Here is an 11,791-nt window from a genome sequence, read left to right on the forward strand (position 1 = left end):
ATGAAGGTGATGAAGGGGAACAGACGCAGCCGCGGACCGCACTCGGCGAGCGGCCGCCGGGAGCTGCGCCGCGATCCGGGCCGGCCGTGCGGCCGGGCCGGGTCCGCCCGGAAGGAGCGGGTGCGGGATGCATGAGGAGATGCCGCTGGAGGACCTGATCAGCAGCGCCGCACAGGACGCCGGAGGATGGCTGGGCGCCCTGCCGGTGGCGCTCGTGGCCACGAGCGGCGACGGGATGATCGTGCGGTGGAACCACGGCGCGCAGGAGCTGCTGGGCTATGACCCGCCGCAGGTGCTCGGACGGCACATCGCCGAACTCCTCCACCCCGGCGCCGACCGCAGTCTGGGCCGTTCCCTGTGGGAGACGGCCGCCACCGGCCGCGGGGTGATGGGTACGGTCACCGCCTGGCACCGCAACGGCCATCCGCTCGAACTGGAGATCTGGGCCTGCCCCGTTCCAGATCGGCGGCACGGCGCCTCGGCCGTGCTGGTGTTAGCCGCGGACGCGCACGCGGCACGCCGGATCCGGGGAGCCTCGGCGGTGTGGGACGGCCTGTTCGCCCGCTCGCCCGTCGGGATCGCCGTCCTCGACACGCAGTTGCGGTTCCTGCAGGTCAATCCGGCTCTGGAGGCGATGAACGGTCTGACGGAGTCGGCCCATGTGGGCCGGCGTCTGGCCGAGGTGCTGCCGGAGGTGAACGCGGGCGAGATGGAGGAGGCCATGCGCCAGGTGCTGGAGACCGGTGAACCGGTCCTCAACCGCCTGCGCAGTGGCAGGACCCCCGCCGACCCCGACCACGACCACGTGTGGGCGTGCTCGTACGTACGGGCCGAGGACCCCGGCGGCCAGCCGATCGGCGTGATCGCCTCCCTGCTGGACATCACCACGCAGCAGCGCGACCACACCGAGGCCGAGGCGGGGCGGCGCCGGCTCGCCCTGCTCACGGAGGCCAGCTCCCGCATCGGAGCCAGCCTCGACCTCGAACGCACCGCGCAGGAGCTGGCCGACCTGGCCGTCCCGCACCTGGCGAGTGCCGTCACCGTCGACGTCCTGGACTCTCTCGCCTGCGGCAACGAACCGGGAATGGGGCTGACCGGCGGCGTGGCGCTGCGCCGTCTGGGCAAGGCCCCGCTGGCCGGCACCACGGTCACACAGATCCTCGCGCCGCTGGGCAGGACCCTCACCTTCCCCGCGACCGCCCCGTACACCCAGGCCCTCGCGGCCCGCCAGCCCTTCCTGGTCGCCCACCTCGACGCCATGGTGGTCGCCTCGGCCGCCCGGCACACCCCGAGGCCCGCGCAGCTCGTCGAGGCGGGCGTGCACTCGCTCATGATGGTCCCGCTCATCGCGCGGGGTCTCGTCCTCGGTGTGGCCTCCTTCTTCCGCACCCGGCCCTTCGAACCGTTCGGCTCCGACGACGTCACCCTCGCCGGCGAGCTCGCCGCGCGGGCCGCCATCAGCATCGACAACGCCCGCCTCTACCACCACGAGCACGAGACCGCGGTCGTCCTGCAGCGCAGCATGCTGCCGCAGCACATCACCCCGCCGCCGGGCATCGAGATCGCCCACCGGTACCTGCCGGCCAGCGACGTCAACGAGGTGGGCGGGGACTGGTACGACGTCGTCCCCCTGACCGGTGGCAGGGCCGGCCTGCTCATGGGCGACGTGATGGGGCACGGCATCGCCGCCGCCGCGGTGATGGGGCGCCTCTCCGCGACCGTCCGCGCCCTCGCACGGCTCGACATGCCACCGGCCGCACTGCTGCACCAGCTGGAGGCGACCCTCGCGGACCTCGCGGAGCCGATGCTCGCCACGTTCCTGTACGTGGTGTGCGACCCGGCGACCGGCCGCTGCACGGTCACGCGCGCCGGTCACCCGCCGCCCGCCGTGGCCGAGCCCGACGGGACCGTCTACCTGGTGAAGACCCCGCCCGGCGCGCCGCTGGGTGTCGGCGGGGTCTCCTTCACCACCACCGACATCACCCTCCCCGGAGGCAGCCTGCTCGTCCTGTACACCGACGGGCTGATCGAGGCCCGCAACCGTGACATCGACGAGCGCCTGGGCGAGCTGACCGGCCTCCTCACAGAACCCCTCCAGCCCCTCGACCACCTGTGCGACTCTCTGATCGCCCACCTCGTCCCGGCGTCCGCCGACGACGACATCGCCCTGCTGACGGCCCGCATCGGCAGGAACCACCGGACCGGCCGGTGAGGCCCGGGCCGGCCGCGCCTGCCGGCGGGCCGCGGCGTCAGGACCGGCGGTCGGAGGCGTCGAAGCGGGCCAGGGCCAGGGCGCCCGCGCGGAGGGAGTCCTCCAGGGCCCGCTGCATGGCCCCGTCCAGGCCGCCCAGCTCCTGGGCGGCCTCCTCGGCGGCGTCCCGGGCGATCTCGGCGGCCACGTCCGCCGGCGGAGTACGGGGCCCCAGCTTGCTGACCGCCGACGCGGCGCGGGCCGGGGTGAGCAGGCCGGTGCCGTGGGCGAGCAGCCAGCCGGGGACGCCCGCGGCGCCTTCGGCCGGCGCCTGGTAGGGGCGCGCGCCGTCGAACCGCTCGTCCTCGGCGAAGGCGGGCTGCTTGGCCTTGGCCATGGGCCGGACGGGCCCCCGGGACTCCCCCGCAGGTTTGACGACGAATCCCTCCGCGAGGTTCTCAGGCAGCGCCGGCAGACCGAGCAGGCCGGGCAGCCTGGTCGGGAAGAGCGCCGGCAGCTCCTGGAGCCGTGCGAGCGGCCCCTCGGCCAGCAGCGGCACGCAGAGCAGGCCCGCCGACTCCGCCGCCGCACGCAGGGTGCGGTCGGCGACCCAGCACGGCCCGTCCTCGTCGGTCACGGTCGCGTCGAAGGGCAGCCAGATCAGGTCGGGGGCGTACCAGACGCCGGTCTGTACGGCCCCCGCGCCCGGCACGGCCGGTACGTCGGGGTGGGGGTAGCGGCCGCCGGCCAGTTCGCCGTACACGGTCACGACCGCCGACGGCTCGGCGCCGACGGCCGCCCGCAGGGCTCGCGCGCAACGGGTCGCGGCGACCGCCAGCGCGGGCCAGATCCGGCCGACGCCGAAGAAGTCGTCCAGTCCGCCGTCGGCCAGCAGCTCGCGCCGCTTGGCGGGGTGGACGCCCGCCGCGTCGCACACGACGGCGAAGTTGGCGCCGTGGATCTTCTCGTGGGCCACCCACGTCCGGCCGCGGGCCTCCCCCAGCCGGGTGTTCGCGGGGATCTTGGGATAGGGGGACCAGTCGGGTTCACGGTGCACCGGGCGATGGTAGCGATCACGGCCCGTGCGGAGCAGGTCTTTTCCGGGAGGGGGACGGCACACCGGGCCCCGCCCGACCGGCAAGATGATCACGGCAGTACGACCGACCCCCGACGAGGGGGAAATGTTCGCTGTGATCTACCGGTGGCGGCTCCGTCCGGGCATGGAGCACCAGGCCTGTGCCCGCTGGCCCGACGAGGCGGCGCGGGAGCGGTGCTCGGTGCCCGACGCGGAGGGCGTGGCCATGATGGCGGTGGCCGTCGAGGAGCGCTTCCCGGAGACCCGTCTGCAGATCGTCGACGATCTGCTCGCCGAGCCCGGCACCCCCTGAGGGTGCGCCGTCAGAGGGGTCAGAGGCGTCAGGGCGGTCAGAGGGGGTCGACGTCCAGGAAGGCCGAGAGGACGGCCTCGCCGCCGCCGGGGGTACCCGGCAGGGCCAGTTCCGCCCAGATGACCTTGCCGTCGGGCGTGTAGCGGGTGCCCCAGTGCTCGCTGAGCTGCGCCACCAGGAACAGTCCGCGTCCTCCCTCGTCGGTGGTGGCGGCGTACCGCAGGTGGGGAGCCGTGCTGCTGCCGTCCCACACCTCACAGGTCAGGTTGTGGTCGCGCAGGAGCCGTACCCGCACCGGCTCGCTTCCGTGCCGCAGCGCGTTGGTGATCAGCTCGCTGAGGATCAGTTCCGCGGCGAAGCCGAGTTCCGTCAGGTCCCATTCGTCGAGCTTCTTGGCGGCGACGCTGCGCATGGCGCCGACCGCACTCGGCTCGAAGGGCACGTCCCATTGGGCGACCCGGTCCGGGCCGAGGGTCCGGGTCCGCGCGATGAGCAGGGCCACGTCGTCGGTCGGCCGGGCGGGGAGCATCATGTCGAGCACGGCCCGGCAGCTGTCGTGGGGGTCGCGGTCGGGGTGGCTCAGCGCCGCCCGGAGCAGTTCCAGGCCCTCGCCGATGTCCCGGGTGCGTTCCTCCACCAGCCCGTCGGTGTAGAGGACCAGCTGGCTGCCTTCGGCCAGCTCCAGTTCCGCGGTCTCGAACGGCATGCCGCCCAGGCCCAGCGGCGGTCCGGCGGGCAGCTCGACGATCTCCGTGGTGCCGTCGGGGGCGACGACGAGCGGAGGAAGGTGCCCGGCCCGGGCCATCGTGCAGCGCTGGGACACCGGGTCGTAGACGGCGTACAGGCAGGTGGCGCCCAGGACGCCGCCGCCGTCCGCGTCGTCGGCGTCGCCGTTGTGGTCGTGGTCGATGCGCTGTACGAGGTCGTCCAGGCGGGCGAGGATCTCGTCGGGCGGCAGGTCGAGGGAGGTGAAGTTGTGGACCGCGGTGCGCAGCCGGCCCATGGTGGCGGCGGCGTGCAGGCCGTGTCCGACGACGTCACCGACGACCAGGGCGACGCGGCTGCCGGGGAGCGGGATCACGTCGAACCAGTCGCCGCCGACTCCCGACTGGGCGGGCAGGTAGAAGTGCGCGACATCCATGGCGCTCTGTTCGGGCAGGGCGCGCGGCAGCAGGCTGCGCTGGAGGGTGACGGCGAGGGCGTGCTCGCGGGTGTAGCGGCGGGCGTTGTCCATGCTGACCGCCGCGCGGGCGACGAGTTCCTCGGCGAGGGACAGCTCGTCCTCGTCGAAGGGCTCCTGTTTCTGCGACCGCCAGAAGTTGACCACGCCGAGGACGACGCCCCGGGCCATGAGGGGGGCCGCGATGAGCGAGTGGATGCCGTAGTCGACGATGGCGCGGGCGCGCGGCGGGTCCTGGGCCTGCCAGCCCGGCGCCTTGGACAGGTCGGGTACGAGTTCCGCCCGGCCGGTGCCGTAGCCGCGGGCCTGCGGGGTGGACGGCAGGAAGTCGATCAGCCGGCCGACGGGGTAGAGGGGGTGGTCGGAGCGGATGCCGCTGATCGCCGTGCGCCGCATGTCGGCGCCCGGGGCGGGCTCGTCGCCGTCGATGACCTGGTCGGCGAGGTCGACGGTGACGAAGTCGGCGAAGCGGGGGACGGCGACGGCGGCGAGTTCCTCGGCGGTACGGACCACGTCGAGGGTGGTGCCGACGTCGCCGCCGGCGTCGTACAGCAGCTTGAGACGCCTGCGGGCGGTCTCGGCCCGCGTGGTGAGGATCTGCATCTCGGTGGAGTCGCGGATGGTGACCGCGGCGCCCTCGGGCCGGCCGCGGGGGTGGGTGGGCCGCTGGTTGACGACGAGCAGGCGGTCGCCGGAGCCGATCACCTCGTCGGTGGCCTCGCGGCCGGAGAGCAGCAGGTCGGCCATCCGGCGCTCCAGGCCGGGCACGTCGCCGATGTGGCGGCCCTCCGCGTCGTCGGGCAGGCCGAGCAGGCGTTTGGCCTCGTCGTTGGCCAACAGTAGCTGTCCGTCACCATCGGTGATCAGGACGCCCTCGCGGACCGCGTGGAGCACCGCGTCGTGGTGCTCGTACATGCGGGTCATCTCCTGCGTGCCGAGCCCGTGGGTCTGGCGGCGCAGGCGTCTGCTGATCAGCCAGGTGCCGACCGTCGCCAGGGCCAGGCCCGTGGCGATGGCCAGGAGGATGACGGGGAGCTGGCGGTCGAGGGCGCCGGTGACGTTCTCGACGGTGAGGCCCGCCGAGACGAGGGCCACGACCTTGCCGTCGGGGTCCTTGACCGGGACGACCGCCTGGATCTCCTTGCCGAGCGGGCCCTGGACGCTCTCGGTGAGGACGTTCCCGGCGAGGGAGGGTTTGATCGTGCCGACGAACCGTTTCCCGATGCGGTCCGGCTGGGGGTGGGTGTAGCGGATGCCGTCGGTGTCCATCACCACGATGAAGTCGACGCCGGCGGCCTTGCGCGTCTCCTCGGCGAGGGGCTGCAGGACCGCGGAGGGGTCGGAGGTCTTCAGCGCGGACCGGAGGCCCAGGGAGTGGGCGAAGGTCTCGGCGACGGACACCGACCGGTTGCGTGCCTCGCGGTCGATGTCGTGCCGCGACTGGAGGACGAGGGCCAGGAGCGCTCCGGCGGCGAGCAACACCACGATCGCCACCTGGAGGACGAATACCTGGCCGGCGACGCTCCTGAAGCGGTTGCCTAGAGGTGACCGCACCGACGTGCCCGGCACGGGTGGCGAGGAATGGTCACGAACCCAGTTGTAGCACTTCCGGGCCTCCATGGCTCCCGGCATGCACAATCCGCGCTGGGAGTGTCACCCCTTGTCCCGAGCCGTCGCTCAGGACGAGCGGGGTGCGCCCGCGGCGCTGAAGTGGCCGGCCGCGGTGCCGGACGGGGCGGGCGCGGCTTGCGCCGTCGGGGCCGGGGGCTGCGGCCCGCCGGGGGTTTCCGGGGTGCAGACGACCTCGTCGCGCGGGGTGTAGTGCGTCTTGAACTCTTCCCTGCGGACTTCCTTGCCGCCCTGGACGAAGACGCGGCCGACGGTCACGTCGAAGCCTTCCAGGGGGGTCTGGGCCTCGCAGGCCGGGCCGGTCCCGGTGCGCTTCGCAGGCTGCGTGATGTTGCTGCGCGGCCCCTTGGTCGCGCGTATCTCGTCGTACTTCCTGGTGCCCAGGAGGGTGATGGTCAGCGAGGTGTCGGTGGACTCGGCCTGTATGTAGACGGGGTGGCCGGAGTCGTTGATCCAGCGCAGGTCCAGGGTGCCCCAGGCGACGGTGGCCTCGCGGCCCTCGGGGTAGCGCTCGATGTAGAAGGAGTGGGCGCCGTGCTCGACGGGCTTGAGGCCCGCGAAGAACACGGCGTTGTACATGGTCGTGGCGACCGCGGAGACGCCGCCGCCGGGCGACTTCACGTACTGGCCGTCATTGATCATGATGCCGTCGACGAAACCGTTCTCCTTGGTGCGCTCACCGACCGTGCGGTTGAAGCTCCACTCTTTGCCCGGCTGGACGACGGAGCCGTTGATGAGCTCCACGGCGCGGCCGATGTTGGTGCTGCGGTAGGGGGCGGCGGGGAATTCGACGGTGAAGGAGGAGATCTTCTCCTTGATGCCGAGCCGGGCCGCCTCGCTCGTGAGTTCCGGCTGGACGGCCACGGTGGCGACCTCGCCGCTGCGGGCGGCGCCCGTACGGGTCAGGAGCGGAAGCACGGCCTTGCCGAGCGCGTCCTCGGTGACCTTGCGTCCCGCACGGCTCTGCTGGGCCAGGACCACGGTGCCGTCCGGGCCGACGTGGGGTGCGGCGTCCAGGGGCGGACGACTGGCCTCCTCGATCGGGCGGGCCACGGCGGGCTCGGCGAGCAGGCCCTTGGAGTCGAGGGCGGGCACGAGACGGCCCTGGGCGTCGGGCCGCATCTTCAGGTGCTCGCCGAGCACGGCGGGCGTGATGGACATGCTCTTGCCGGCGACGGTGAGCACGACGGGACCCGACATGGCGGGCTGCGCGAACTGCTTCAGGGCCCGCCCGGTCTCCTCGGCGCCGACGGCCGGCTCGGTGCGCTCGACCGGCAGCACGACCGGGGAGGTGCCGGTGCCCAGATAGGAGTCGCGGACGGTGGCGAGGGCCCGGTCCGCGACGAGGGTGACGCCGGGAAGGGGAGTGACGGCCTTCACCGCGCCCTTCTCGAAGGCGATGGCTCCGTCGCGGGGCGCGCGGGCGGTGGTCTCGGCGATGCGGTCGAGCGCGGCCCGGCCCTTCTCCTCGTCCGCGCGGATCACGGGTTCGACGTCGCGCCGGCCGGAGGCGAAGAGGCCGCCGATGACGGTGACGGGGTCGTAGCCCTTGCGTACGGCGCGGTCGGCGGTCGCCTCGGTGTCGAGGGACAGCCCGAGCGCGGCGGGATCGGCCTTCTCGACGTGGTCGCCGATCTTCAGGGCTACGGGCGCCGCGGCGGTGGGGCCGAGCTCCCGGTCCAGCGCCCGGCGGGCCTGCGCCGCGGTCATTGCGCCGATGTCCACGCCGTGTACGCGCGTGCCCCGGTCGACGTCCCCGCCGACCACCAGGCCGGTGACGTAGAGGCCGCCCAGACCGAGGACGACGGCTCCGCCCGCCACCATCGGCAGGGCCGTCCGCCGGTTGCCCGTCAAGCCGCGCACGCGTCCCATGTCACTCCCAGTGGCGCCGACCGTCCCCGGACGGCGCGGGCCGCGGCTCGCGCGGCTCATAGACGACAGTTACCGGCAATCATGATTCCCCCAAAAGGGGCAATTGAGGGATGAATGTAAGGATTCTCACGATGCTGCCGGGGCGGGCCGCGGCGATCCTCCCGCTGTCGGCGCGGCCGCTGCGGCCCACCCCGGACGGGGAACCGCATCGTCCGCCCACACCCGCCCCGGGTATCTCCCGAGCCGGCCGCCGACCGGGGGCGGTCAGGGGCTCCCCCGCCTCGTGGCGCCATACGGTCCGCACCCGCCGCGGAGCGGCAACTCGGCTGCCCATCAGGCTCGCTGCCCTCTTGGGACCATCGGGATAGATTTCCGGAAGTTGTTTCCACATCAAGCGGGGCAGGCGACGTGTTAGAGCTGACGGGGAGCGGGGCCGAGCCGCTGGAGGCGGAGGATCCGGTTCGAATCGGACCGATCCCGCTGGCGGGGCGGCTCGGGGCCGGCGGCATGGGACGGGTGTTCCTCGGCGTCCGTGAGGGACAGTACGTCGCCGTCAAGCAGCTCCTGTCCTCCGTCGTCGCCGAGGACGAGGACTTCCTGCGGCGCTTCGGGCACGAGCTGGACAACCTCGCCCGGCTGCCCGCCGACGCCACCGCGCCGCTGCTCGCCAGTGACCGCGAGGCGAAGCCGCCGTGGTTCGCCACCGCCTACCTCCCCGGGCTCACCCTGCGGGAAGCCGTCACGCTGCACGGCGGGCCGCTGCCGGTGGACGCGCTGTGGCTGCTGCTGCGGGAGGCCGCGGCGAGCCTGGCGCCAGTGCACGCGCTGGACATGGTGCACCGCGACCTCAAACCCTCGAACGTCATGCTGACCCTGGACGGGCTGACCCTGATCGACTTCGGCGTCGCCCGGGCCGCCGAACAGAGCCGGCTGACCAGGACCGGCATGGTCGTGGGCACGCCCGCCTACATGGCTCCCGAGCAGGCGTCGGGGAAGCGGCGGGTGAGCGGCGCCACCGACGTCTTCGCGCTGGGTTCGGTACTCGCGTACGCGGCGTGCGGCCGGCCGCCCTTCGGGGACGAGTCGGGGCACGGCGTGCTGTACCGCTTCGTCCACGAGGAGCCCGACCTGGAGCCGCTGCGGGGGCTGGAGCCGGAGCTGGCCGAGCTCGTCGAAGCCTGCCTCGCCAAGGATCCGGATGACCGTCCCACGGCCCCGGAACTCCTCGCACGCGCTGCCCGGCAGGGCCCGTTCACGCGACCGCTGTGGCCGGTGGCCATCGACGAGCGCCTGGCCGAACGGGCCGCCTTCGCCGCGAACGTGCAGGCCGTCGACGTGCCCACGCTCCCGCTCACCAGTGAGGGGCCGGACCCGGCAGCAGCGGGGAAGGAGGAGGCCGAGGCCCGCCGACCCGAGCCCACGCCCGCCGTCGGGTCCGCCCCGGACGGGCCCGGGAGGCGCGAGCGGCGCCGCCGTACCCGTGTCCTCCTCGCGGTCCTCCCCGTCGTCGTGGTGTCCGGCGGCACGACACTCGCCATCCAGTACCTGCCGCACGCCTCCTCGCCGCGGGCCGGAGCACAGAACACCCCGACGGCTCCCGTGACGGCCCAGGCCGACCCGGCGTCGGCGGCCGGTGGCAGCCCGTCCGGTACGGCTTCCCCCGCACAGCCGCCGGCCCAGGACCCGGGGCAGGCGCAGGGCGCCACGGGCGGCGCACCGGTGACGGCGGCCGACGGTGCCGGAACCGGTCCCGGCGCGGCCACGGTTCCCGGCGGCGGCGCCCCACCGGGCTCGGGCGGCCCAGGAAGCTCGGCGAACGCCGGCGGCGGCAACGGCGGCGGATCCGGGCCGTCCGCCGGAGGGACGTCGACGGCGCCCACCAAGGCCCCGGCGCAGCCTCCCCCGCCCCCCGACTCCGGCACCTACCGCTACCGCAACGGCAACAACGGCAAGTGCATCACCCAGGTCTTCGGGTCCTCGGACTTCGGGGACTGTGCGAGCGGCTCCGCCCGGTGGACCGTACAGAGCAGGTCGGACGGGAGCTTCAAGCTGGTCAACCAGCAGAGCGGGGGCTGCCTCTACTCCAACGGCCTCGGCCAGGCCGTCTTCGTCGGCGACTGCGCCCAGGACATCGGCCGGGTGTGGCGCACGGGCTCGGGCGGTGCCCTGCGCAGCGACCTCGGCGGCGGCTGCCTGGACCTCGGCATGAGCAGCGGCCTGGTGACGAAGACCTGCGGCGGGGAGGCGTCCCAGCGCTGGACGAAGCAGGGTTGAGGGGGTGTCCGGCGGATCAGGGCCGGCCGACGCGCCCGCGACGGTGGCCGATGTTCGTCACGATCGGCGGGATGGCACACTGGCCGACCGTACGGCGAACCGAGAGGGCGGACACCATCGTGCGACGGCAACAGGGGCGCGAAGCCCTGGCGTCCCTGGTCATGGCGGTAATGATGACGGCGACGGCCACGGCCTGCGGCACCGCCCTGCAGGACCTCGGCCCGCTGCCCCCGCGCTTCTCGGGTCCGCCGCTGCCGGCGGACACGGTGGTGTCGGAGATGACGTCGGCCCTCGCGGCGGAGGGCGTCACGGTCACCCGGCAGCCCTCGGACACCCTGGGCCGGTGCAGTGAACGGCTGTCGGGCCGGCATGCCCCGGACACCGTGGACTCCGCCCTCAAGTCGGCCTTCGCGCGGGCCCGTTCCGAGTACGGCTGGCAGGCCGGCCCCGACCTGGGCAGCGGCACGCTGACCCTCACGAAGGGCAACTGGACCGTCCTGGCGAGCTTCCCGGCCCCGGAACCGGCGCAGGGCATCCAGGCCATGGTGGTGATGTCCCTGACCTGCCTGGAGGCGGGCGGCTCCACCACCACCTCCCCGGCGCCCACCCCCACGCCGCGAACGTAGTACCCGGCCGGCGCCGCTGCCGCTGGGGCCGCAGCCGGGCGCCTGCCGGAGCGTGCGTACCGCTCCGGCGGGCGCCCGGACGCCGCGTCAGAAGGCCCGCAGGAGGTACTTGGTGCGGAAGCCGCCGCTGGTCGAGCAGTCGAGGCTGTTCTGCGTGCTCGTGTAGGTGAAGCCGGAGGGGACGGTGCACGCCCACAGACCGGTCGTCGGCGTGCGCAGCAGGTATTTGGTGCGGAAGCCCCCACCGGTGGAGCAGTCGAGCGTGTTCTGGGTGGAGGAGTAGGTGAACCCGTCGGACATGGTGCAGGCCCACAGTCCGTCGCTGGGCGGCTGGACGAAGTAGTAGGTGCGAAAGCCGCTGCCCCCGCAGTTCAGGGTGTTGGTGGTGGAGGAGAAGGTGTAGCCGGGCGGGACGGTACAGGACCAGAAGCCGGCGGCCGTGGCCGTGGCGTGCGGGGCCGGGGAGGCGGACGCGGTGGCGGGGGCGAGGGCGGTGGCCAGCATGACGGCCGCGCTGCCGCCACCGAGCAGCAGCGTACGCAGTTTCGATCGGATCACGGGATGCACTCCTGGCTCGTTGTTCACCGGACGACAACCGTGCGACGGGGGGCGCCGGGATCTGCTCCCGCCC

At 73.6% G+C, this 11,791-nt stretch carries 8 protein-coding genes; 4 read left to right on the forward strand and 4 right to left on the reverse strand.

The features are described from left to right. The first annotated feature begins 127 nt into the window (after nt 1–127). On the forward strand, nt 128–2,212 hold the full coding sequence (locus AB0F82_RS26455; RefSeq protein ID WP_362631846.1) for a SpoIIE family protein phosphatase: 2,085 nt from the start codon (nt 128–130) through the stop codon (nt 2,210–2,212). A gap of 37 nt (nt 2,213–2,249) precedes the next feature. On the opposite strand, the gene AB0F82_RS26460 is transcribed toward AB0F82_RS26455, so the two are convergent. After that, the gene (locus AB0F82_RS26460; protein WP_362631848.1) at nt 2,250–3,248 is read right to left on the reverse strand and encodes an RNA ligase family protein; all 999 of its coding nucleotides are present in this window, start codon (nt 3,246–3,248) and stop codon (nt 2,250–2,252) included. A 124-nt stretch (nt 3,249–3,372) separates the two neighbouring features. Between AB0F82_RS26460 and AB0F82_RS26465 the strand changes: the two genes are divergently transcribed. Next, complete coding sequence (locus AB0F82_RS26465) at nt 3,373–3,579, forward strand: hypothetical protein (protein WP_362631850.1); 207 nt, start codon at nt 3,373–3,375, stop codon at nt 3,577–3,579. Between the two features lie 37 nt (nt 3,580–3,616). Here the strand turns inward: AB0F82_RS26465 and AB0F82_RS26470 are convergent, their stop codons facing one another. Together AB0F82_RS26470 and AB0F82_RS26475 are read right to left on the reverse strand one after the other, a co-directional pair. Next, nucleotides 3,617–6,391, reverse strand: a complete 2,775-nt coding sequence (locus AB0F82_RS26470; RefSeq protein WP_362631852.1) for a SpoIIE family protein phosphatase — start codon at nt 6,389–6,391, stop codon at nt 3,617–3,619. Between the two features lie 45 nt (nt 6,392–6,436). Continuing rightward, nucleotides 6,437–8,260, reverse strand: a complete 1,824-nt coding sequence (locus AB0F82_RS26475; protein WP_436842161.1) for a VanW family protein — start codon at nt 8,258–8,260, stop codon at nt 6,437–6,439. A gap of 408 nt (nt 8,261–8,668) precedes the next feature. On the opposite strand from AB0F82_RS26475, the gene AB0F82_RS26480 reads away from it, so the two are divergent. Together AB0F82_RS26480 and AB0F82_RS26485 are read left to right on the forward strand one after the other, a co-directional pair. Continuing rightward, the gene (locus AB0F82_RS26480) at nt 8,669–10,534 is read left to right on the forward strand and encodes a serine/threonine-protein kinase (RefSeq protein ID WP_362631856.1); all 1,866 of its coding nucleotides are present in this window, start codon (nt 8,669–8,671) and stop codon (nt 10,532–10,534) included. Nucleotides 10,535–10,605: 71 nt separating this feature from the next. Beyond that, nucleotides 10,606–11,160, forward strand: a complete 555-nt coding sequence (locus tag AB0F82_RS26485; protein ID WP_362631858.1) for a hypothetical protein — start codon at nt 10,606–10,608, stop codon at nt 11,158–11,160. Nucleotides 11,161–11,247: 87 nt separating this feature from the next. Here the strand turns inward: AB0F82_RS26485 and AB0F82_RS26490 are convergent, their stop codons facing one another. Continuing rightward, nucleotides 11,248–11,718 carry a hypothetical protein gene (locus AB0F82_RS26490; protein WP_362631860.1) on the reverse strand — a complete coding sequence of 157 codons (471 nt, stop codon included), beginning with the start codon at nt 11,716–11,718 and terminating at the stop codon, nt 11,248–11,250. Nucleotides 11,719–11,791: the final 73 nt, after the last annotated feature.

Source organism: Streptomyces virginiae, from assembly GCF_040638905.1.
Lineage (GTDB): Bacteria > Actinomycetota > Actinomycetes > Streptomycetales > Streptomycetaceae > Streptomyces > Streptomyces virginiae_B.

Bases quoted from the DNA above. Each gene is read 5' to 3' on its own strand.
- AB0F82_RS26455 (WP_362631846.1), top strand. From the start codon at position 128: ATGCATGAGGAGATGCCGCTGGAGGACCTGATCAGCAGCGCCGCACAG.
- AB0F82_RS26465 (WP_362631850.1), top strand. From the start codon at position 3,373: ATGTTCGCTGTGATCTACCGGTGGCGGCTCCGTCCGGGCATGGAGCAC.
- AB0F82_RS26470 (WP_362631852.1), bottom strand. From the start codon at position 6,391: ATGCCGGGAGCCATGGAGGCCCGGAAGTGCTACAACTGGGTTCGTGAC.
- AB0F82_RS26475 (WP_436842161.1), bottom strand. From the start codon at position 8,260: ATGGGACGCGTGCGCGGCTTGACGGGCAACCGGCGGACGGCCCTGCCG.
- AB0F82_RS26485 (WP_362631858.1), top strand. From the start codon at position 10,606: ATGGCACACTGGCCGACCGTACGGCGAACCGAGAGGGCGGACACCATC.